This is a genomic window from Agromyces subbeticus DSM 16689 (genome assembly GCF_000421565.1).
GTDB lineage: Bacteria > Actinomycetota > Actinomycetes > Actinomycetales > Microbacteriaceae > Agromyces > Agromyces subbeticus.
Genome location: NZ_ATXG01000016.1, coordinates 20,113 through 40,759, shown reverse-complemented (window position 1 = coordinate 40,759; position 20,647 = coordinate 20,113). Strand labels below are relative to the sequence as shown.

Annotated in this window: 19 protein-coding genes and 1 tRNA gene; 6 read left to right on the top strand and 14 right to left on the bottom strand. The window is 70.8% G+C overall.

Annotation, left to right across the window (positions count from 1 at the left end):
• Window positions 1-3: 3 nt before the first annotated feature.
• The 6 genes from H521_RS0117435 to H521_RS0117410 all read right to left on the bottom strand — a co-directional run bounded on the left by H521_RS0117435 (window position 4) and on the right by H521_RS0117410 (window position 6,645).
• Window positions 4-3,411: a DEAD/DEAH box helicase gene (locus tag H521_RS0117435; RefSeq protein WP_022894303.1), complete on the bottom strand. Its 3,408-nt coding sequence runs from the start codon at window positions 3,409-3,411 to the stop codon at window positions 4-6.
• A gap of 58 nt (window positions 3,412-3,469) precedes the next feature.
• A complete protein-coding gene (locus H521_RS0117430) occupies window positions 3,470-4,165 on the bottom strand; it encodes a TMEM175 family protein (RefSeq protein WP_169514011.1) in 696 nt (231 codons plus the stop codon).
• 72 nt (window positions 4,166-4,237) lie between these two features.
• A complete protein-coding gene (locus tag H521_RS0117425; protein WP_022894301.1) occupies window positions 4,238-4,510 on the bottom strand; it encodes a hypothetical protein in 273 nt (90 codons plus the stop codon).
• A complete protein-coding gene (locus H521_RS25940; RefSeq protein WP_022894300.1) occupies window positions 4,507-4,674 on the bottom strand; it encodes a hypothetical protein in 168 nt (55 codons plus the stop codon). The genes H521_RS0117425 and H521_RS25940 overlap by 4 nt, the downstream gene beginning before the upstream one ends.
• 151 nt (window positions 4,675-4,825) lie before the next feature.
• Window positions 4,826-5,872: an ATP-dependent DNA ligase gene (locus tag H521_RS0117415; RefSeq protein ID WP_022894299.1), complete on the bottom strand. Its 1,047-nt coding sequence runs from the start codon at window positions 5,870-5,872 to the stop codon at window positions 4,826-4,828.
• A gap of 257 nt (window positions 5,873-6,129) precedes the next feature.
• Entirely contained in the window at window positions 6,130-6,645 is a 516-nt protein-coding gene (locus H521_RS0117410) for an Lrp/AsnC family transcriptional regulator (RefSeq protein WP_022894298.1), read from the bottom strand.
• Window positions 6,646-6,790: 145 nt separating this feature from the next.
• Between H521_RS0117410 and ald the strand changes: the two genes are divergently transcribed.
• On the top strand, window positions 6,791-7,888 hold the full coding sequence (ald, locus tag H521_RS0117405; protein ID WP_022894297.1) for an alanine dehydrogenase: 1,098 nt from the start codon (window positions 6,791-6,793) through the stop codon (window positions 7,886-7,888).
• A 26-nt stretch (window positions 7,889-7,914) separates the two neighbouring features.
• Here the strand turns inward: ald and H521_RS0117400 are convergent, their stop codons facing one another.
• From H521_RS0117400 to H521_RS0117390, 3 genes are all read right to left on the bottom strand, one after another.
• Window positions 7,915-8,211 carry a metal-sensitive transcriptional regulator gene (locus H521_RS0117400; RefSeq protein ID WP_026482432.1) on the bottom strand — a complete coding sequence of 99 codons (297 nt, stop codon included), beginning with the start codon at window positions 8,209-8,211 and terminating at the stop codon, window positions 7,915-7,917.
• 2 nt (window positions 8,212-8,213) lie between these two features.
• Window positions 8,214-8,522, bottom strand: coding sequence for a rhodanese-like domain-containing protein (locus H521_RS0117395; RefSeq protein ID WP_022894295.1), 309 nt, complete (start codon window positions 8,520-8,522; stop codon window positions 8,214-8,216).
• Window positions 8,523-8,598: 76 nt separating this feature from the next.
• The gene (locus H521_RS0117390; protein WP_425393599.1) at window positions 8,599-10,332 is read right to left on the bottom strand and encodes an FAD-dependent oxidoreductase; all 1,734 of its coding nucleotides are present in this window, start codon (window positions 10,330-10,332) and stop codon (window positions 8,599-8,601) included.
• A gap of 183 nt (window positions 10,333-10,515) precedes the next feature.
• Here H521_RS0117390 and H521_RS0117385 point away from each other — a divergent pair, with 183 nt between their 5' ends.
• Window positions 10,516-14,208, top strand: a complete 3,693-nt coding sequence (locus H521_RS0117385; protein WP_211215515.1) for an AAA family ATPase — start codon at window positions 10,516-10,518, stop codon at window positions 14,206-14,208.
• A gap of 208 nt (window positions 14,209-14,416) precedes the next feature.
• On the opposite strand, the gene mscL is transcribed toward H521_RS0117385, so the two are convergent.
• From mscL to H521_RS0117370, 3 genes are read right to left on the bottom strand one after another with little or no spacing between them, the layout of a single operon-like run.
• Window positions 14,417-14,881, bottom strand: coding sequence for a large conductance mechanosensitive channel protein MscL (mscL, locus tag H521_RS0117380; RefSeq protein ID WP_022894292.1), 465 nt, complete (start codon window positions 14,879-14,881; stop codon window positions 14,417-14,419).
• A 34-nt stretch (window positions 14,882-14,915) separates the two neighbouring features.
• Window positions 14,916-15,287, bottom strand: a complete 372-nt coding sequence (locus H521_RS0117375; RefSeq protein WP_022894291.1) for an FmdB family zinc ribbon protein — start codon at window positions 15,285-15,287, stop codon at window positions 14,916-14,918.
• 42 nt (window positions 15,288-15,329) lie between these two features.
• The gene (locus H521_RS0117370; protein WP_022894290.1) at window positions 15,330-15,908 is read right to left on the bottom strand and encodes a 5-formyltetrahydrofolate cyclo-ligase; all 579 of its coding nucleotides are present in this window, start codon (window positions 15,906-15,908) and stop codon (window positions 15,330-15,332) included.
• Between the two features lie 79 nt (window positions 15,909-15,987).
• On the opposite strand from H521_RS0117370, the gene galU reads away from it, so the two are divergent.
• From galU to H521_RS0117350, 4 genes are all read left to right on the top strand, one after another.
• Window positions 15,988-16,887 carry a UTP--glucose-1-phosphate uridylyltransferase GalU gene (gene galU / locus H521_RS0117365; protein WP_022894289.1) on the top strand — a complete coding sequence of 300 codons (900 nt, stop codon included), beginning with the start codon at window positions 15,988-15,990 and terminating at the stop codon, window positions 16,885-16,887.
• Between the two features lie 2 nt (window positions 16,888-16,889).
• Entirely contained in the window at window positions 16,890-17,552 is a 663-nt protein-coding gene (locus tag H521_RS0117360; RefSeq protein WP_022894288.1) for a GNAT family N-acetyltransferase, read from the top strand.
• Window positions 17,553-17,604: 52 nt separating this feature from the next.
• Window positions 17,605-18,654 (top strand): hypothetical protein, encoded by a 1,050-nt coding sequence (locus tag H521_RS0117355; RefSeq protein ID WP_022894287.1) that lies wholly within the window; start codon window positions 17,605-17,607, stop codon window positions 18,652-18,654.
• A gap of 52 nt (window positions 18,655-18,706) precedes the next feature.
• Window positions 18,707-18,782, top strand: a tRNA-Ala gene (locus H521_RS0117350).
• A gap of 65 nt (window positions 18,783-18,847) precedes the next feature.
• Here the strand turns inward: H521_RS0117350 and surE are convergent.
• Together surE and H521_RS0117340 are read right to left on the bottom strand one after the other, a co-directional pair.
• Entirely contained in the window at window positions 18,848-19,591 is a 744-nt protein-coding gene (surE, locus tag H521_RS0117345) for a 5'/3'-nucleotidase SurE (protein ID WP_022894286.1), read from the bottom strand.
• Entirely contained in the window at window positions 19,588-20,568 is a 981-nt protein-coding gene (locus H521_RS0117340) for a PfkB family carbohydrate kinase (RefSeq protein ID WP_022894285.1), read from the bottom strand. Before H521_RS0117340 ends, surE begins: the two co-directional genes overlap by 4 nt.
• Between the last annotated feature and the right edge of the window lie 79 nt (window positions 20,569-20,647).

Here is a 20,647-nt window from a genome sequence, read left to right as displayed (position 1 = left end):
CGCTCAGCCGCCGAGCAGCCCCCGGATGTCGTCGGCGGTGAGCGTCTCGCTGAAGAGCTCGCCGTCGTCCATGATCGAGGAGACGAGCTTCGCCTTGCGCGCCTTCAGCGCCATGACCTTCTCTTCGATCGTGCCCTCGGCCACCATGCGGTAGACGTTCACGGGTTTCGACTGGCCGATCCGGTGCGCCCGGTCGACGGCCTGCGCCTCGCTCGCGGGGTTCCACCACGGGTCGAGGAGGAAGACGTAGTCGGCCTCCGTCAGGTTCAGGCCGAAACCGCCGGCCTTCAGGCTGATGAGGAACACCGGGGCATCGCCCTCACGGAACTTCGAGATCACGTCGGCCCGCTTGGTGGTCGACCCGTCGAGGTAGGCGTACGGCACGCCTGCGGCGTCGAGTCGCGCCGCCGCCAGTTGCAGGAACGAGGTGAACTGGCTGAATACGAGCGCGCGGTGCCCCTCGGCCACGACCTCGTCGAGCTGCTCGAACAGCGCGTCGAGCTTGGCCGACGGCACCTCGGCGTACTGCTCGGGGTCGATGAGCCCGGCGTGCAGGCTCAGCATGCGCAGCAGCGTGAGCGAGCGGAACACCGTGAACCGGTTGCGATCGAGGTCTTCGATGAGGCCGAGCAGCTTCTGCCGCTCGAGCTGCAGGAAGGCGTCGTAGATGCGCTGGTGCTCGGGGTCGAGCGAGACGGTCAGCACTTGCTCCTGCTTCGGTGGCAGCTCGGGCGCGACGACCTCTTTCGTGCGGCGCAGCATGAAGGGGCGGATGCGTCGACGCAGCGTGGCCAGGCGTTCGACGTGGTGATCGTTCTCGATCGGCCGCGCGAAGCGCTCGGCGAAGCCGCGGCCCGAGGGGAAGAGGCCGGGCGCGACGATCTTCAGCAGCGCCCACAGCTCCATGAGGTTGTTCTCGACGGGCGTGCCGGTGACGGCGAGCCGGAAGGGGGCTCGGATGTCGCGGGCCGCGGCGTTCGCCTTCGACGACGCGTTCTTGACGAACTGCGCCTCGTCGAGCACGAGCCCGGCCCACTCGAGGCCCGCGAACTCGGGGGCGTCGAGACGGAGGATCGCGTAGCTCGTCACGATGATGTCGGCGCGTTCCGCGACATCCGCGAGTCGGGTGCGGCTGGCCGCCCTCGTGGTGGTGACCGACTCGACCCTGAGCCCCGGCACGAAGCGCGCGGCCTCGGTCGCCCAGTTCGAGACCACAGAGGTCGGGGCCACGACGAGGAACGGGCGGCGTTCAGCCTCGGCGGTCGTCTCGTGCGCGTGGGCCATGAGGGCGAGCGTCTGGGCGGTCTTGCCGAGTCCCATATCATCGGCGAGGATGCCGCCGAGCCCGTGCCGGTACAGGAAGGCGAGCCATCGATAGCCGGCGAGCTGGTAGGGCCGCAGCTCCATCGCGAGGCCTGCCGGTGGCGCGATCTCCTCGACCCGATCGGCGGCGCGCAGTCCCGCGACCGTCGCGCGCCAGGCCACCGCCGTCTCCGACTCGTCGGCGAGGTCTTCGAACTCCGCCCAGAGGCTCGTCTGGTAGCGACTGATGCGCAGCCCGACCTCCCACTCGCGCAGCGAACCGGCCTCTTCGATGAGCTCGCGCAGCGGATCGAACACCGGTTGCTTGAGCGAGAGGTAGCTGCCGTCGATGAGCATGAGCTTGGCCCGCCCCTTGGCAAGCGCACTGAACAGCGGGCCGAAGGGCACTCGCTTGCCCTCGACCGTCACCACGACGCCGAGGTCGAACCAGTCGGTCCGCTCGCTCTCGACCGTCGTGACCGTGAGCTTCGGCGCTTCGACGAGTTCGCGGTAGGCGGGCGGGTCGCCGACGGTGTCGATGCGCAGCCGGTCGAGCTCCTGCAGACGGGGGAGGAGTCTCGCCGCGAACTCGGCGCTCGCGAGGCCGCGCAGCGTCGCCTCGGGGCGAAGCGCGGGGCTGGCACCGGGGGTCACCGCCGGCAACCCGGCTGGATCGTCGGCGAGCAGGGCGGCAGCGGATGCCGCGACGAGCCGTTCGCGCTCGGCGTCGTGGAACTCGGCATCGGGTGCGCCGAGCGCGAACCGCCGCCCGCCATCGGCCTGCCACTGCCATTCGAGGCGGAGGGTGTGCTGCGGTTCGTGGTGCATCGTCAGCACGAGCGTTGCCGGGGGCAGCTCGGGCAGCGCGAAGCTGCCGTCACCGCTCGCGAGACGCAGTGACCGGGCGAGCGGCGCGTACTGCTCCTCGATGAACGCCGGCACCTCGCTCGACGGCACCACGATCGGTGCGCGGCGTCGCACCGCGGCGCGGCCTGCCGGCGTCAGCGGCGCAGCCAGCGGCGCGAGCGTGATCGTGCCGCGAGCGAAGTCGTAGGCGTAGACGCCGTGGTCGCCGATGATCCGCACCTGCTCTGCGGGATACACGAGCTCGCCGACGGTGACCGACGGCGTCAGCACCAGGTCGGTTTCGTGCGCCGGGCTCACGCCGGCACTGGGCTCGGCGTCGGCATCGGGCTCAGCGTCGGGCTCAGCGTCGGGCTCGGCGCGTCGGGCATCGAGTCCGATGACCGCGGCGTCGGCGACCGCGACGACGGCCCGCGCCGTGCTGCCGACCAGGCCGATGCCGAGCCGGGTCGCCGCCTCGAGCAGCGCCCACAGGGTGCGGCTCTCGTATTCGTCGAGCGAGATCCAGGCGGAGCCGAACTCGGCGAAGGCCGAGTGACGAGTGCCCTTCAGGAGCGAGAACTCGGCGAACCAGCGGGCCTGGGCCGGATCGAAGCCGCCGGCACGGCCCTGGAACCCGACGTTCTGCCACGTGAGGCTGCCCTTGATCCAGCCGCCCCGGGTACCGCGGGTGACCGGGCGAACCGCGAGCCGGTCGACGGATGCCGCGGACGACGCCGTCTCATCGCGAGCAGCCTGTCGCCCGGTGCCCCGGCGCGCGACACGCTCGCGGAGTTCGAACTGCAGCGCGAGCGGTTGACGCGGCGCCGCGTCATCCGTCTCGCCGCCGTCGTGGTCGCGTACACCTGCGAGCGCCTCGAGTTCGCCGCGCCACCCTGCGGCTGCCGCCGTCGCGGCATCGCGCGAGGCGGCCCCAGCGGCATCTGCCTGTGCTCTGCGGTGATGTTCGGCAGCGGCGAGCAGCATCGCCGCCACGTGCTTGCAGTTGCGCCCGACGGGACACGTGCAGGCGCCCGCGAGGATCGTCGCGCGCCCCGGCATGCCGAGATCGAGCTTCACACTCGACCGATATGGCTCAGCCGCGGTGCCGCGCACGTCGGCGCTCAGTCGGAAGTGGGCCGGTTCCCAGGTGAGCGACACCACGGCCCCGGCACGGGCTGCCGTGCGACCACGGCTCAGGTTCAGCGGACCGACGAATCTCGCGATGGCGAGCTCTTCCACGAACGGGTACGTGTCGACGGGCATCCTTCAATCGTCGCACCCCGCGGCGACATGAATGCACACCCGGTGCGGCGGGCGTCGCTCAGCCGCGCGCGGCGCCCGCCGGGTGCGACGCCGATGCCGCCCGGATGCGCGCGATACGCCGGGCCGCCCACCGGCCGCTGAGCGGGCCGATGACGAGCAGCAGCGCCCACGTGTAACGCGCCCAGTCGGCGCCGAGCAGGTACGCGACGGGAATGGAGGCGAGGAAGACCGCGGGCGTGGTGAGGGTGTCGAGCAGCTTCACGGTGTCGGCACGTGGCGGAAGCGGATCGCGCAGCACTCCGTCGTGCCGGGCGACGAAGAAGACCGCGGCCTGGGCGAGCACGGCGACGCTGATGTTCACGGCGTACACCGAGATCGCGAGCGGCTGATCGGCGGTCGCCGAGTCGCTGATGCCCTGCGTCGAGAACGGGATGAGCACGATGAAGGCGATCGCGACGAGGTTCGCCGTGATGGTCGCCGGGGTGATCGCGCTGAACCCGCCGACGATGCGGTGATTCGCCCGCCAGAACACCGCGATCACCGCGAAGCTGATTCCGAAGCCGAGCAGCTGCCAGCCGAGTTCGCTGCCGAGCAGCGCGGTGAGGCTCCGCCAGTCGGATGCCGCGGGCGGCTCGACGTTCACGACGAGCAGCGTCAGCGCAATCGCGTAGACGGCGTCGAGAAAAGCGAACGTGCGGGCGAACTCGACGCTCTCCCGCTCGTACCGACTCGACTCCAGCGATGCTGTGGCCACGGCAGGATTCTGTGGCACGGCGGGCCGCCGCGGCATCCGACCCGCCGATGGTGCTCGATAAGGGATCGGAACTCAGTACCAGTCGACCGAGTGCATCCAGCCGGCGATGTAGGCGCGTTCGTTCTCGCCGAGCCGCACGCCGAGTCGCGGGGTGAAACCGGGGTCGAGCTCGCAGAGGTCGAAGATGCGACGCACGACGACCGCTCGGAGCGGGGCGTCGACGTTCTCCAGCACCTCCATCTGCAGCGGGCGCTCGAGCATCGGCCACCAGAGGCCGATCGGCGGAAGTCCGTGCGCTCGCTTGGCCCGCTCGTCGTGTGCCGGGTCGTCGAGGATCGAGCTCATTGCGCCGGCTCCTCTGCGATTCGGCCGGTCTCGGGGTCGCGCTTGACGACGTGCTCGTCGGCGTCGGCGTCCTCCTCGGCATGCTGGTGCTGCTCGGCGGCGGCAACCGCCTGGTCGAGTTCGTCGTCGTCGGCGCTCGACTCAATCGGGGCTGGATCGCTCATCGGTACTCCTCGGTCGCTCGGCCACGGCGGTGGGGCCGACGAATCGAAGCTACGCGGGCGCCCGGGGGCGCGATAGGGATTGACTTTCCCGGCGGGCCTGCTACCCGGCCGCCTGCGGCGGTCGAACCGCGTGCCCCGCGGGTGCCCGACCTCAGCCGAGTACTTCGTCGAGGTCGTAGGCGACCGGCCGCTCGATCTGCTCGAAGGTGCACGATCGCGGCTCGCGGTCGGGCCGCCACCGCTCGAACTGCGCGGTGTGCCGGAACCGGTCGCCCTCGAGCTGGTCGTACCGCACCTCGGCGACGAGCTCGGGGCGCAACTGCACGAACGAGACGTCGCGTCCCGATGAGAACCGACTGCGCTCCGTCTCGCCGGTGACTGCCCCGCCGTCACCGTCGCGCACGACGTAGGGCGCCAGCTCGTCGAGCAGTTCGAGCCGTCTGGCGTTGCTGAACGCGGACATGCCGCCGACGTTGCGGAGCCGGCCCTCATCGTCGTAGAGCCCGAGCAGGATCGAACCCACCCCGTTGCCCGACGCGTGCACGCGATAGCCGAGGGCGACCACGTCGGCCGTGCGATGGTGCTTCGCCTTCAGCATCACCCGCTTGCCGGGCGCGTAGGCCGCCGCGAGCGGCTTGGCGACGACGCCGTCGAGACCCGCCCCCTCGAACTCCTCGAGCCAGCGGCGGGCCAGCGCGACATCCGTCGTGATGCGAGTGAGCCGGATCGGGTCGCCGAGCTCGCCGACGAGTCGCTCGAGGTGCGCGCGACGTTCGGAGAACGGCTCGTCGAGCAGGGAGCGCCCGCCCTCGTGAAGCAGGTCGAAGGCGACGAACATCGCGGGCGTCTCACGGGCGAGGAGATCGACCCGACTCGCAGCGGGATGGATGCGCTGCGAGAGCGCCTCCCAGTCGAGCCGAGCCCGCCCCGTGCGAGCGGTCGAGATCACGATCTCGCCATCGAGCACGCACGGCCCCGGCAGCAGACGCTCGAACGCCTCGACGAGCTCGGGGAAGTAACGGGTGAGCGGCTTCGCTCCGCGACTGCCGATCTCGACGTGCTCGCCGTCGAACGCGATGATGCCGCGGAAGCCGTCCCACTTCGGCTCGTAGGCGAGACCGCCAGGCACCGAGTCGGGCTCGGGCACGGCCGGCACGGCCTTGGCGAGCATGGGAGCGACGATCTCGGTGGGCGCCATGTCCACAACGATATTGCCGGAGGGCGCAGCTGGCGAGGGCGGCAGCCACATCGTGATCCCCACAACGATATGTCCGGAGGGCGCAGCTGGCGAGGGCGGCAGCCACATCGTGATCCCCACAACGATATGTCCGGATGCCGCCGCTGGCGAGGGCCCGCGGCATCCACATCGTGATCCCCACAACGATATGTCCGGATGCCGCCGCTGGCGAGGGCCCGCGGCAGCCGTCGTCGATTCGACGAGTGGTGCTCCGTCGCTCAGATCACGGCGCGAAGGCCCGCCGAGAGCGCCGTGTGGTGTTCGAAGACGAGGTTCGTCTCGGTGAGGGCGACGGCCGGATTCGCCGAGAGGTTCTTCAGCACGAACTGACGCACGTGATCGCTGTCGCGCACGCGCACGTGGATGAGGAAGTCTTCTGAGCCGCCGAGGAAGAAGAGCTGCGCGACCTCGGGCTGCATGCGCAGTTCGTCGGAGATCTGCTCCATGAGGTGCCGCGCCCCAGGGCGGATGCGCACGCTCACGAGCGCCTGCAGGTGATAGCCGAGCGCCGCCGGGTCGATCTCGGCGGTGTAGCGCACGATGACCCCGCGCTCGCGCAGCGACCGCACACGGGCGAGGCAGGTCGACGGTGAGACGCCCACCGCTCGCGCGAGATCGACGTTCGGAATGCGCGCGTTCTCGTGCAAGCGGGCGATGATCTGGCGATCGATCGCATCGAGTACGACGGGCGTCGGTTCGACTCCGGGTGCGGTGATCTGCGGTGCGTCGGCCATCCAGGCATCCTTGATTCGAATGAGTGCTGCGGATGTCGCGATTCTACCGAATTCTGTGCGGTTGATCTTTCGGCATGACGAACAAGCGGCGAAAATGAGGGCTGTCGTCACTACGACATTCGGCCCACAGCTATCGGAGCAACCCATGCGCATCGGCGTGCCCGCAGAGATCAAGAACAACGAATTCCGCGTCGCGATGACGCCCGCAGGGGTGCACGCGCTCGCCGGCCGAGGTCACTCGGTCGCGATTCAGGCCGGCGCCGGCGTGGGGGCCGGGTACCTCGATGCCGAATACGCCGAGGCCGGTGCGACGATCGTCGCGACCGCCGATGAAGCGTGGTCGGCCGAGCTCGTGCTGAAGGTCAAGGAGCCGATCGCCGCCGAGTACGGCCACCTGCGCGCCGACCTCACGCTCTTCACCTACCTGCATCTCGCAGCCGACCTGCCGCTGACCCGGGCGATCCTCGACTCGGGCGTCACGGCGATCGCCTACGAGACCGTGCAGCTCGCCGATCGCTCGCTGCCGCTGCTCACCCCGATGAGCGAGGTCGCCGGGCGCCTGGCACCCCAGGTCGGCGCGGCCGAGCTGCTCGCCTCGCGCGGCGGGCGCGGCGTGCTCATGGCCGGCGTGCCGGGCACCTCGCCTGCGAAGGTCGTCGTGATCGGCGGCGGCGTCGCCGGCGAGCAGGCCGCCGCGACCGCGCTCGGACTCGGCGCCGACGTCACGGTGTTCGACATCTCGCTGCCGAAGCTGCGCGAGATCGACGCCCGCTACGACCACCGCATCCACACGCTCGCCTCGTCGCCGTACGAGATCGCCCGTCAGCTGAAAGACGCCGACCTCGTCGTCGGCGCCGTGCTCGTGCCGGGCGCAGCAGCGCCCAAGGTCGTCAGCGACGAGATGGTCGCCGCCATGAAGCCGGGCTCGGTGCTCGTGGACATCGCGATCGACCAGGGCGGATGCTTCGAGGGTTCGCACCCGACGACGCACGCCGACCCGACGTTCCGCGTGCACGACGCGATCTACTACTGCGTGGCCAACATGCCGGGCGCGGTGCCGGCGACCTCGACCCCGGCGCTCACCAACGCCACGCTGCCGTACACCCTGAAGATCGCCGACCTCGGCTGGGAGGCCGCGCTCGCCGCGGATCCCGCACTCGCGAAGGGCCTCAACGCGACCGCCGGTCGCCTCACCAACGAGGGCGTCGCCGCCGCCCACAACCTCGAGCTCGCCCTGCGCTGACCTCGAGCTGAAACGCAGCGGGCAATTCAGGAGAGGGTGAGGAAGAGCTTCTCGAGCTCATCGACGGTCAGCCGCCCCGAGGCATCCGCCCCGCCATCGGCGTCGGTGTCGGCGACGCAGTCCCGCATCGCGGTGGAGATGATCGTGAAGCCGGCCTTGTCGAGCGCGCTCGAGACGGCGGAGAGCTGGGTCACGACGGTGCGGCAGTCGGCGCCCGACTCGACGGCCTCGATCACGGCGTTCAACTGGCCGCGGGCGCGCTTCAGTCGGTTCGCGATGCGGCGCTGGGCGTCGGCGGCCGGCTCGCCGACGGCCGTTTCGATGCTCACGAGGTGCCGCCGAGGGTGACCGGCAGTCCGGCCTGATACCAGGCCATGATGCCGCCGTCGATGTTCACAGCATCGACGCCGATCGATTCGAGGTACTGCGTGGCCTGCGCGCTGCGGCCGCCGACGTGGCACAGCACGTAGACGGTCGTGTCGGTCGGCACCTCGGCCACGCGCTCGACGAGTTCGCCGAGCGGGATGTCGATCGTGCCCTCGATGCGCGCCTGGGTGAGCTCGTGCGGCTCGCGCACGTCGAGGATGACCGCGTCGCCGTTCTCGTGCGCGTCGTTCGGGGTGGTGGTTCGCATCTGGGCTCCTGGAATGGTCGGGTGTGGGAGTGGTGGTCGTGATCGGGGGTGGCGCGGCGCGGTGCGGTCGGCGTCGTCAGGCGGCGAGCCGAATCCCGACGAGCGCCCTCGCCCGCTGGCCGTCTCGCCAGGTGAGGTAGCCGCCGTCGAGGTTCACGACGTCGTGGCCGAGGGCGGCGAGCAGGCGCGCGGCGGTGTGTGCCCCCTGGCCCACTCGGCAGTGCACGACGATGCGGCGGCCGCCGAACTCGGCGTGCCGTTCGCGCAGCGCTTCGACGGGGATCCAGCGTGCGCCGGGGATCAGCCCCTCGGCGAGCTGCCCCTCGGCGCGCACATCGACGAGCGCGGCGCCCGCGGCGAGCTCGTGCTCGAGTTCGTGCCACTGGATCACGCGGTCGTCGCCGTTCGCGAGGTTGCGGTCGACGTAGCCGAGCATGTTGACGGGGTCCTTCGCCGAGCCGTACTGCGGTGCGTAGGCGAGTTCGAGATCGGCGAGGGCGGATGCCGCGAGCCCGGCGCTCATCGCGGTCGCGATGACGTCGATGCGCTTGTCGACCCCGTCGGTGCCGACGGCTTGGGCGCCGAGGATGCGGTCGTCCGCCCGATCGACGACGAGCTTCAGCGACAGGGGTGTGGCACCCGGGAAGTACGTGGCGTGCGAGAAGGGGTGCGTGTGGATCACTCGCACGTCGCGGCCGCGTTCGACCGCGGCGCGCTCCGACCAGCCGACGTTCGCGACGGTGAGCCCCGCGGCATCGACGATCGCGGTGCCGAGGGAGGGCCGCGCCGGCACCGCGTCGCCGGCGATGACGTCGGCCACGGCCCGGCCGTGCCGATTCGCCAGCCCGGCGAGCGTCACGAGGCGCCCGGCTCCGTCGATCGCGTCGGCCTTCTCGACCGCGTCGCCGATCGCGAAGATCGCCGGGTCGCGCGTTCGGTGGAAGGCATCGACCGCGATGCCGCCCTCGTCGCCGATGGCGAGGCCGGCGTCAGCGGCGAGGGACGCCTCGGGAGTCACGCCCATCGCGGCGATCACGAGCGCGGCCGGCAGCCGGGCGCCGTCGTCGAGCGTCACGTGATCGGTTGCGACCTCGACGGCGCTGCGGCCGAGGAGCACGCCGATGCCGAGGCTCGCGAGGTGATCGGCGACGGGAGCGGCCATCTCCTCGTCGAGTGGCGCGAGCAACTGATCGCCGCGCTGCACGATCGTGACCGAGAGGCCGCGCCGGTGCAGGTTGTCGGCGATCTCGATGCCGATGTAGCCGCCACCGATGACGACCGCCGGGTCGCCGGCGGGAACGCCGCCGAGGCCGGTCATGATGCCATCGAGGTCGTCGAGCGTGCGCAGGGCGTGCACGGCCGCCCCGGCGGCGATGTGCGCGGGTCGGCGCGGCGCGGCGCCGGGCGACAGCACGAGCTCGTCGTACCCGATCTCGTGGAGGCGATCGCGGTCGAGGTCCCGCACCACGACGGTCTTCGCGCCGCGATCGATCGAGAGCACCTCGTGCCGCACCCGTGCATCGATGCGGAACCGCGCCGCGAGCCGCTCGGGCGTCTGCAGGGCGAGCTCGCCGCGCTCGGCGATCACGCCCGACACGTGGTAGGGCAGCCCGCAATTGGCGAACGACACGGCGCCGCTGCGTTCGAGCACGATGATCTCGCGGCGCTCGTCGAGCCGTCGCAGCCGGGTCGCCGCCGACATGCCGCCCGCGACGCCGCCGACGATGACGGTCGTTCGCACGCGGTCGGCGGCAGAGTCGTGGGCCCGGTGGGGGGCCGAAGAGACGGATGCAGCGGGAGCAGGAGTCACCCGAGCGAGGCTAGCACGATACCCGGGGGGTATCGGAAGACGCCACTGCGCGGCGATGCTCCGTGGATTCCGCGCGATACCACGTATGGTGTCGGTGTGCGGCGGCTCGATCGAAATCACGACGAGGACGAGATCCTCGACCCCGAGATCGACGCTGCCGCGGAACTCCTCACACCGGAACACATGCGACACGACATCACGAGCCCCGAAGGCCTCAGCCTCGGCGACCCCGAGCTGGTCGCCGGTAACGTCGCCGAACCCGCCTGGCGACGCTGGCACACCGAACTCGCCGCCGTCGGCGGAAGATCGCCGTTGGCGCGATTCGTCGACACGCCGCGAACCCGCATCGAGCTGTCGACGACGCATCCCGGCGGCCTGCCGCAGTTCATCACCGGCAAGTCCACCCTGCTCTCGAGCCTGATCCGCGATGAGCTCGCACTGCGCAATGCGCGTCTCGCGGCCGCCGAGATCACGCAGAAGGGCATCGAGCTGCGCTCGGTGCGCGGCATCGAGTCGGTGCACCTCGCCATCGGCCTCGCCTCGTGGCGCAATGCAGGCGAGGAGTTCCTCGCGCCGGTGCTGCTGCGCCCGCTCGCCATCCGCCGGTACGGGCGCGACTTCGAACTGAAGCTCAAGGGCCAGCCGTTCCTGAACCCCGCGCTCGCCCGCGAGCTCCGCGAGCAGTTCCAGATCACCCTCGATGCCGAGGCCTTCGTCGCGCTCGCGATCACGAACGGCGTGTTCAAGCCGCAACCGGTGATCGACCGCCTCCGGGGGCTCACGAGTCACCTGCCCTGGTTCCACGTCGCGCCACGACTCGTCGTGTCGTCGTTCGCCGAGGTCGGACCGGCGATGGCAGCGGATGCCGCGAAGCTCGAGCACCCCGCCATCGACGCCATCGCGGGCAACCGGGCGGCACGTGCGGCGGTCGTCGCCGCGACCGGCGAGCGCGTGCGCGCGGTCTCGCAAGACGCGCGTCCGCCGTCGACCGACACTCTGCTGCTCGACGCCGACCCCGAGCAGGAGCAGGCCGTCGCCGAGATCGAGGCCGGCACCTCGGTGGTCGTGAAGACGCTGCCCGGCACCGGCGGCACGCAGACGATCGTGAATGCCATCGGCGCCCTCGTGTCGAAAGACAAGCGCGTGCTCGTCGTGGGCGCACGTCGGGCGAGCCTCGACGGCATCGCCCACCGGCTCGGGCAGGTCGGCCTCGGCGGTGCGGCCGTCACGACCGCCGGCCTCCGTCGTGAACTGATCCAATCGATCTCCCGCAACGAGAAGGCCGAGCGTCCGCGAGTCGCCGACGTCGACGACGCCCTCGTGCGCCTGCGCAAGGTGTTGCTCGACTACCGCGCGGCACTCACTCGCACCGACCCCGAACTGCACGTCTCGGTACTCGACGCGCTCGGAGCGCTCGCGGGCCTCGCGCTCGCACCCGAGTCGCCGTCGACGACCGCACGACTCGATCACGGCGCGCTCGTGGCGCTCGCCGAGGGCCGTGATGACGTCGCGCGCGAGCTCGCCCGTGCCGCCGCGCTCGGCGAGTTCCGCTACGGCCCCGGCGACTCTCCCTGGTACGGCGCCTCGTTCAGCTCGTCCGTCGAGGCGAGCACCGCGCACGACCTCGCGAAGCGCCTCTCGGCGAACGACCTGCCGAGACTGCTCGATCGCGGGCGGGCTCTCATCGCCCAGACCCGCTTGCGCGAGTTCGAGTCCGTCGCCGAACTCGGGGTGTTCCTCCGACTCCTGCTCGATGTGCGCGAGACGCTCGACCGGTTCCAGCCCTCGGTCTTCGATCGCCCGCTCGGCGAGCTCATCGCCGCGACCTCCGCACGACGGGACTCGCCCGGCATGTCGAGCGCCAACCGTCGCAGGCTGCGCCGGCACGCACTCGAGTTCGTACGCCCGGGCGTGCATGTCTCCGACCTGAATGCGGCGCTCCGCGGCATCCAGCAGCAGCGAACCCTCTGGCAGCGCTACTCCGACGCCGGGGCGATCCCGAGCGTTCCCGTCGGCATCGACGACGTGCACGTCGCGTACCAGCACGTCACGAACGATCTCGCGGCCCTCGACGCACCGCTCGGCATCGTCGCCACTCCTCGCCAGCTCGCGGCGCGTCCCGTGCGGGAGCTGACCGCCACGCTCACCGGGCTCGCCGCGGAGTCCGAGGTGCTCACCAACCTGCAGGAGCGCACAGCAGTGCTCGGCCGCCTTCGCGACCTCGGTCTCGACCCGCTGCTGCTCGATCTCTCCAAGCGTCACGTGCCCGAGCGCGCGGTCGCCGCCGAGCTCGAACTCGCCTGGTGGCAGTCGGTGCTCGAATCGGTGCTCGCGCACGAGAAGGCGCTGCTCGGCGCGAACACGACGGTGCTCGACCGGCTCGAAGGCGACTTCCGGCTCGTCGACGAGGCGCACGCCTCTGCGGCCGGCCCGCAACTCGCGTGGCGGCTCGCCGAGAACTGGAAGGTCGCGCTCGTCGACCATCCCGACGAGGCCGGTCGACTGAAGCGGATGCTCCGTGGCGACCGGGTGCGCCCCGAGACGCTGCAGGCCGAGACGCCGCATCTCTTCCGGGCGCTCGCTCCGGTGTGGCTCGCGTCGCCCTACGACGTCGCCGCGATCGACGACTCGATCGGGTTCGACACCGTGATCCTGGTCGACGCGGGGGCGACCAGCATCGCCGAGAACCTCGGGGCGATCCGCCGGGCGAAGCAAGTGGTCGCCTTCGGCGATCCCGTCACGCAGACGCCAACGCTGTTCGAGACCGGCATCGACGACGTCGAACAGTCGGGCGGCCCGTCGACCGAGCACGGCGTCGACGCGCTGCACGCCGACTCCGCCCTCGCCCGCCTCGGCGAACTGCTGCCGACGCTCACCCTCACCCGAAGCTACCGAGCCGGCGGCGAAGATCTCGCCGAGCTCGTGAACAACCGCTTCTACGCCGGCCGCATCGTCTCGATGCCGTGGGCCGGCAGCTTCCTCGGCCATGGCAGCCTCGGCCTGCACTACGTCTCGGGCAACGGCCTGCCCGACTCGGTGACCGGCACGGTGGAGTCGATCGACTCCGAGGTCGCGAAGGTCGTCGAACTCGTCATGGATCACGCGGTGAAGCGCCCGCGGGAGTCGCTCATGGTCATCACCGCGAGCACCCGGCACGCTGCTCGCGTACACCAGGCGGTGCTCGCCGCATTCGCCAAGCGCACCGATCTCTCCGACTTCATCCTGAAAGACCGGGCCGAGCCGTTCACGGTGCTCACGCTCGAGCAGGCCGTCGCCCAGAGCCGCGACCGGGTCATCTTCTCGGTCGGCTACGGCCGCACCCCCCACGGCCGCCTGCTCTCGAACTTCGGCTCGCTCGGCGAGCCCGGCGGCGATCGCCTGCTCGCCGTCGGCATGACGCGGGCGAGGCGTTCGATGGATCTCGTCTCGGCCTTCCGCCCCGACGACATCGACGAAGACCGCCAGAGCCACGGCGTGCTCGCGCTCGCGAACGTGCTCACGCAGACCGAGGCCCGCGCTGCCGCTGCCGCTGCCGGCGAGGTCGGTGACGCACCGTCGATGCTGCACGACCTCGCGGCACGGCTCGAGCGCCGGGGCATCCGAGTGAGCGTCGGCCATCGCGACCGTCTCGCGCTCGCCGCCGCGAACGCGGGCAAGGCCGTCGTCGTCGAGACCGACGAGGCACTGGCCGGCCTCAGCCTGCGCGAGTCGCTGCGCCTGCGGCCCGACGTGCTGCGCCGCCTGGGCTGGCACTACCTGCGGGTGCACAGCTTCGAGCTGTTCGGCAACCCCGAGGCGGTCGCCTCGCGGGTCGCGTCACTGCTCGGGCGGCCGGAGGCCGAACGGCCCTCGGGCGCCGCGGCTGCACGTCGATGACCGAGGAGCCACGTCAGCGCGTCGAACGCGCGAGCGGAAGGGCCCGGCGTGCTCGGCTGACGCCCGCGCCGGGATCCGACCCGTCGCCCGAGACACCGGTTCCGGGCGCGGAGGCGGCTCCGGCGAAGCGCAAACGCGCGTCACCGGGGTCAGCCGACGACGAGCGCATCACGCGCGAGCGACCGCCGCACTGGGGCTGAACCGCCGGTCAGGAAAGCTGGTGCTTGCCCGCGGCCGAGTCGTCGGTGCTGCCGCCGCGCTGCTCGACGAGCAGGTCGCGAATCTGTCCGAGCAGCACGAGCTCGGTCTCGGGTGCCGGCTCCGACGCATCGGGCGTGCCGCCGCGCTTCAATCGCTCTTCGGCGTGCTTCTTCATGGTGTTGATCGGCAGCACGAAGACGAAGTAGACGACGGCCGCGACGATGACGAACGTCAGGATGGCGCCGAGCACGGCACCGAACTTGACCTCGGCGACGCCGCCGTCGACGGTGGGAATCGGGAGGATCAGCGCCGCGTCGAGGCTTTCGGCCCTGAAGATCGCGCCGATCAGCGGATTGAAGATGTTCGTCACCAGCGAGTTGACGACGGCCGTGAAGGCCGCACCGATCACGACAGCGACGGCGAGGTCGATGACGTTGCCCCGCATGATGAAATCCCGGAAGCCCTTGAGCACTGCCCCTCCTCGACTCGTGTCGCCCATCGGCGACCTACGCCACGCTAGCCGACGTGCTCCCGCCGGTCGACGAGCCGGAGCCCGAGGAGCTCGAGCCCGAGGAGCCCGAACCTGAGGAGCCGGATCCCGAGGAGCCGGAGCCGGACGAACCCGAGGAGCCCGAGCTGGACGAACCCGAGGAGGAACCGTCGCTCCGCGAACCCTTCGAACCCGACGAGCCCTGGCCGGCGGCGCGCGAGTCGGTGCGGTAGAACCCCGAGCCGTTGAACGTCACGCCGATGGTGTTGAAGAGCTTGCGCAGCTTGCCGCCGCAGACCTCGCAGACGCTCAGCGTGTCATCGGTGAACGCCTGGTGGATGTCGAAGGCGTTGTCGCACTCGGTGCAACGGTACGAGTAGGTGGGCATGGAGCTTCTTCCGGTTTCGGGCGGCGCCGGCGCGGGGCCGGGTCAGAACGCGATGATGCGCGTGGGTGTCACGACGCCGTTCACAGGCTGGTCGTGCACCTCACGCGGCACGGTCTCGACGAACTCGCTGTCGAAGACCACGGCGTACACCGGAGGACATTTTCCCATTGATCCGAGGGTCTTGTCGAAATACCCGCGACCCCAGCCGAGCCGCATGCCGGTCGAGTCGACGGCAGCCGCCGGCACGACGATGAGATCGACGTCGTTGATGGCCATCGGGCCGAGCAGTTCGCCGACCGCCTCGGGCATGCCGTAGAGGCCGAGCTGCTCGGTCTCCTCTTCGCCCACGGTCCAATCGAGCAGTCCGTCTTCGCGGGTCACCGGGAACAGCACGCGGATGCCGCGGGCCTCGGCCCAGTTCACGAACGGCCGAGTGTCGGGCTCGCTCGGCATCGACAGATAGCACGACAAGGACATCGCCTCGGTCGAACCGACGAGCTCTTCGAGGCGCGCGGTGAAGCCCTCGGTCGCGAGCTCCCGTTCGTGCGCCGGCATGTTCTGGCGCCGCTCGCGGAGCTCGGCGCGGAGCACGCGCTTCTGGGCGACCGGATCCTCGGGCATGGCACACATCCTAAGCTGCTGCCCTCGTGATCGCCCGTCGCCCGGGCGACCCGAGGCTGCGAACGGTACGCTGAATCGCATGACCTCACGCATCACGAAGGCCGTCATCCCTGCTGCCGGGCTCGGAACCCGGTTCCTGCCCGCGACCAAGGCGATGCCGAAGGAGATGCTCCCGGTCGTCGACAAGCCGGCCATCCAATACGTGGTCGAAGAGGCCGTCGAAGCCGGACTCACCGACGTGCTCATGGTGACGGGGCGCAACAAGAACGCACTCGAGAACCACTTCGACCGCGTCGCGGAGCTCGAAGCGAGCCTCGAGGCGAAGGGCGACACCGTCAAGCTCGCGAAGGTCAACGAATCCACCGATCTCGCCGACATGCACTACGTGCGGCAGGGTGACCCGCTCGGCCTCGGGCACGCGGTGCTCCGGGCTCGCATGCACGTCGGCCAGGAGCCGTTCGCGGTGCTGCTCGGCGACGACATCATCGATGCTCGCGACACCCTGCTCACGCGCATGCTCGACGAACAGGTCGCGAGGGATGCCTCGATCGTCGCGCTGCTCGAGGTCGACCCCGACTCGATCCATCTCTACGGCGCCGCCGCCGTCGAGCCGACCGACGAGCCCGATGTGGTGCGCATCACCGGAATGGTCGAGAAGCCTGCCAAAGAGGTGGCTCCCTCGAACTACGCCGTGATCGGTCGGTACGTGCTGAAGCCCGAGGTGTTCGAGATCCTCGAGCACACCGAACCGGGCAAGGGCGGCGAGATCCAGCTGACCGACGCGCTCATGACCATGGCGAACGACGTCGAGGGCACCGGCGGGGTCTTCGGGGTCATCTTCCGCGGACGCCGGTACGACACGGGCGACAAGCTCGACTACATCAAGGCGGTCATCCAGCTCGCCGCCGATCGCGCCGATCTCGGTCCAGAGCTGCGCCCGTGGCTGGTCGAGTACGCCGCAGGACTCGATACAGTCTGAGCATGTCCGCAGCCGCCGTACCCACCCTGCGCGACGGCGACGTCACGCTGCGACCGATCCGCGTGCGCGACGCGAAACCCCTCGAGCGGGTGCTGCTCGCCAACCGTGGATGGCTGCGGCAGTGGGAGGCCACGTATCCCGGCGGCGGCTCCGTCATCGACACGCGGTCCAGCATCCGGAATCTGCTCGCGCACACCCGCACCGGGCACGCGCTGCCGTTCATCATCGAGGTCGATGGCGAACTCGTCGGACAGCTGAACGTCTCTTCGATCACCTTCGGCTCGCTCTCCTCGGCGACCATCGGCTACTGGGTGGCCCAAGACGTCGCGGGTCGCGGCATCACCCCGACGGCCGTCGCGCTGGCCACCGACTACTGCTTCGGTGTGCTGCGGCTGCACCGCATGGAGATCTGCATCCGCCCCGAGAACGCCCCGTCGCTGCGGGTGGTCGAGAAGCTCGGCTTCCGCTACGAGGGGTTCCGCCGGCGCTTCATCCACATCAACGGCGAGTGGAGCGACCACTTCGCCTTCGCGCTCGTCTCTGAAGAGGTGCCGCGGGGGGTGCTCCGCCGCTGGCGCGAGGGCCGCGTGCCCGAGGGCGTCGCGAGGGTCTCTGCCGAGGACCGTGCGGCATCCGCCCACCCCCTGCCGCTCCCCGATCGGTGAACACGCGGGCGTCGAGTAGGGGCAATGGCATGCAGTGACCTAGCGTTGTCCCATGGACGTGATCGGTGGGGGACTGCTCGTGGCTGTGGCGGCCGCGCTGTGGGTCGCCTACCTGCTGCCGAGCTGGCTGCGGCGGCGGCAGTACCTCGCGACCGAGCGCAACGCCGTGCGCCTCCAGCAGACCCTCCGCATCCTCGCCGAGACCGCTGAGACGCCCGAGGCCGTTCGCGTCGAGGCGACCGCCCGCGAGGTCGCGAACCAGCAGCGGATCCTCCACGAGCGCGAGGCGACGGCGCGGTTCGCAGCCGAGGCGGCCGAGCAGCAGGCGCTCGCCGAACGGCGCGTCGCCGAGGGTGCAGCGGATGCCGCGCGCGAACGTGCCGCCGAAGCGCTGGCCGCCAACCTCGCCGCGACCGCACCGATCGAGATCGTGCCGTCGATCGTCGGTACGGCGGCATCGCAAGCTCCGGTCGCGCAGCGCCGACCCGCGTCGACCGCTGCCGCTCGCCGGGCGCGTCGTCGACGGCGCGCGCTGTGCTCGCTCGTGCTGCTGGTCTCGTTGCTCACGGTCATGGCGGGCGCCGTCGCCGCGGCGTTCGGTGCGACCCTCATCGTGCCCGCCGTCGGCGCTGCCGGCGTCGTGCTCGCCCTCGGGACGCTGTCGCGCCTCGCGCGCGTCCGACCGATGCCGGCCGCTTCGGTGCTTCCGACGAGCGTCGTCGAAGCCGAGCCGTTCGAGCCGTTCGAGTTCGCAGAGCCCGATGCCGTCGACGACAGCTGGACGCCGCAGCCGCTGCCGAAGCCGCTGCACCTGTCGCGTGGCACGATCGCTGCGACCGCGATGGCGTCGATCGAGGCCGCCGCCCAGCTCAAGCGAGTCGAGGCGGGGGAGGACATCGCGCGGCGGGCTGCTGAACTCGAGCCCGAGGTGCCGGTTGTCAGGCCCAAGGCGCCGGCCGCGACATCCGCGGGTCTCGGACGCCCCGATGAGCGGCGCGAGTCCGGTCCGAGCGCGTATGCCAGCATGGGAATCATCGATGACGCCGACCCCGGCTTCGCCGATCTCGATGCCGTCCTGCGGCGTCGGCGGCAGGCCGGCTGAGGCTGCGATGGTCTGAACGGCCGCGCGCGAGATGATAGGCTCTTTCTCGCTCGGGCCCATGGCGCAGTTGGTAGCGCGTCTCGTTCGCAATGAGAAGGTCGGGGGTTCGAATCCCCCTGGGTCCACCACTCGAAACGACACCCCTGCCGGTCGAACCGGCAGGGGTGTCGTCGTCTCCGGGCGAGGCCTCGCGTCACCACTCCGGCAGGTGCGTCTCGCCGATGCCGGTGATCGAGGTGAGGGTCGGATGCCCCGCAGAGAGCAGGGCCGCATCGCTGTGCGGGTCTTGCGTGCCGGCGAGGTCGGCGACCGTGAGTCGCACTTCTCCCTCGCCGTGCTCGGCGGCCGTCGTCTGCACGATGCCGAAGGGGGCGAGCGTCGCCGATTGCGGGCGCCGGCCGCCGGCATCGGCGTTGTTGGGCACGTTCAGGTTGAGCACGGTTCCGAGCGGAGCGTCGAGGAGGGCGTGCAGCAGCTTTCGGGCGGCGCTCGACGCGGCGTCCCAATGGCAGACGTCGGGGTCCATGCCGACGTCGAGCGAGACGGCGAGTCCCCGGGCTCCATTCGCGCCGGCGGTGAGCGCCGCGCCGACCGTGCCGGAATGCAGGATCGCCCGCCCGATGTTCGCACCGCGGTTGACACCTGAGAGCACGAGTTCGGGTGCGTCGCCGAAGGCGCCGTGCGAGGCGATGAGGGCGATCAGTGCAGGAGCCGCGCGCACCGCGAAGCACGGGATCTCGAATCCGGCGATCTCCCGAGTCTCCATGTGGATGCGACCGTCGGCCTCGGCCCCGGTGATCGAGGCGCTGCTGCCGCTCGACTGGCTCGCCGGTGCGGCGACCACGACGGTGAAGCCCTCGGCGATCGCGGCGGCGGCCAGCGAGTGCAGGCCCGGGGAGTCGATGCCGTCGTCGTTCGTGACGAGTACGGTGGTCATCGCTCGTCGACCTCCAATCGAGCGGCGAGATCGTCGGGCGAGAGCTGCGCGCCGTGCTCGCCGCCGACCCGAGTGATCTCGACCTGCGAGCGCAGTCGCCGAATGGCCTCGGAATCGCCGGTGCCGAGGCCGTGACGCGTGACGTTGAGCGCTCCGGCGGCGGCCGCGAGCGCGACGGCGTCGTGCAGGGCCTCTCCATCGGCGAGCGCAGCTGCGAGGGCGGCGGTGAACGAGTCGCCGGCCCCGCTCGCATCGACCTCCTCCATGACGGGCCCCCGAACCGTCGAGACGACGTCACCGTCGACGAGCAGTGAGGGATGCCCGGCGCGGGTCACGACCACGCTCCGGGCACCGCGGTCCCTGAGTCGGGTCGCGGCGGCGATCAGCTCGTCGGCCGAGCGCTCGCGCGCGGCATCCGACGGCTCGAGCTCGCTCTCGCTCACCTTCGCGAGCCGAACCCCGCCCTCGAGCGCAGCGGCCAGCCGCCCGCCCGCGAGATCGACGATGACGGTGCGGCCGGCCGCCGTCAGATCGGCGGCCAGGCGGCGGTAGACGTCGTCGGGCAGCACCGACTCGCCCACGGGTCCACTGAGCAGCACGACATCGGCGGTCATCGCCTCGCGAACGGTGATGGTGTACAACTCGTCGAGCTCGTGTCGTGAGAGCGGGTCGCCAGGCAACTCGACGATCTCGACCCGCTCGCCGCTGCGGCGGTCGTGCACGTACGCGGCACCGCGCCCCTCGCGCTGCACGGCGTGCACGGTGACCCCGTCGTCTTCGAGCAGATGCCGCACCACCCGCCCGGACTCCCCGGTCAGCACCGAGCAGATCGTGACGTCGCAGCCGAGGGTCTGCAGCATCCGCGACTGCCAGACGCCCTGGCCGCCGGCGTGCAGGTGCAGATCGGTGCCGCTGGAATCTCCCTCGACGGTCACCGTCAACAGCGGAGAGGGAGCGAAGATCGTCACGTCGGGCATGAGAGCACCTCCTCACGCCGACGCTACGACGCCTCGAGCGCCGCCGCCACCCGTTCACCTCGCCGAGGCATCGGGCTAG

What these genes read in the sequence shown, in the direction of transcription:
- H521_RS0117435 (WP_022894303.1), bottom strand. Translation starts at nt 3,411, where the DNA reads ATGCCCGTCGACACGTACCCGTTCGTGGAAGAGCTCGCCATCGCGAGA.
- H521_RS0117425 (WP_022894301.1), bottom strand. Translation starts at nt 4,510, where the DNA reads ATGAGCTCGATCCTCGACGACCCGGCACACGACGAGCGGGCCAAGCGA.
- H521_RS25940 (WP_022894300.1), bottom strand. Translation starts at nt 4,674, where the DNA reads ATGAGCGATCCAGCCCCGATTGAGTCGAGCGCCGACGACGACGAACTC.
- H521_RS0117415 (WP_022894299.1), bottom strand. Translation starts at nt 5,872, where the DNA reads ATGGCGCCCACCGAGATCGTCGCTCCCATGCTCGCCAAGGCCGTGCCG.
- H521_RS0117410 (WP_022894298.1), bottom strand. Translation starts at nt 6,645, where the DNA reads ATGGCCGACGCACCGCAGATCACCGCACCCGGAGTCGAACCGACGCCC.
- ald (WP_022894297.1), top strand. Translation starts at nt 6,791, where the DNA reads ATGCGCATCGGCGTGCCCGCAGAGATCAAGAACAACGAATTCCGCGTC.
- H521_RS0117395 (WP_022894295.1), bottom strand. Translation starts at nt 8,522, where the DNA reads ATGCGAACCACCACCCCGAACGACGCGCACGAGAACGGCGACGCGGTC.
- H521_RS0117385 (WP_211215515.1), top strand. Translation starts at nt 10,516, where the DNA reads ATGCGACACGACATCACGAGCCCCGAAGGCCTCAGCCTCGGCGACCCC.
- H521_RS0117375 (WP_022894291.1), bottom strand. Translation starts at nt 15,287, where the DNA reads ATGCCCACCTACTCGTACCGTTGCACCGAGTGCGACAACGCCTTCGAC.
- H521_RS0117370 (WP_022894290.1), bottom strand. Translation starts at nt 15,908, where the DNA reads ATGCCCGAGGATCCGGTCGCCCAGAAGCGCGTGCTCCGCGCCGAGCTC.
- galU (WP_022894289.1), top strand. Translation starts at nt 15,988, where the DNA reads ATGACCTCACGCATCACGAAGGCCGTCATCCCTGCTGCCGGGCTCGGA.
- H521_RS0117360 (WP_022894288.1), top strand. Translation starts at nt 16,890, where the DNA reads ATGTCCGCAGCCGCCGTACCCACCCTGCGCGACGGCGACGTCACGCTG.
- H521_RS0117355 (WP_022894287.1), top strand. Translation starts at nt 17,605, where the DNA reads ATGGACGTGATCGGTGGGGGACTGCTCGTGGCTGTGGCGGCCGCGCTG.
- surE (WP_022894286.1), bottom strand. Translation starts at nt 19,591, where the DNA reads ATGACCACCGTACTCGTCACGAACGACGACGGCATCGACTCCCCGGGC.
- H521_RS0117340 (WP_022894285.1), bottom strand. Translation starts at nt 20,568, where the DNA reads ATGCCCGACGTGACGATCTTCGCTCCCTCTCCGCTGTTGACGGTGACC.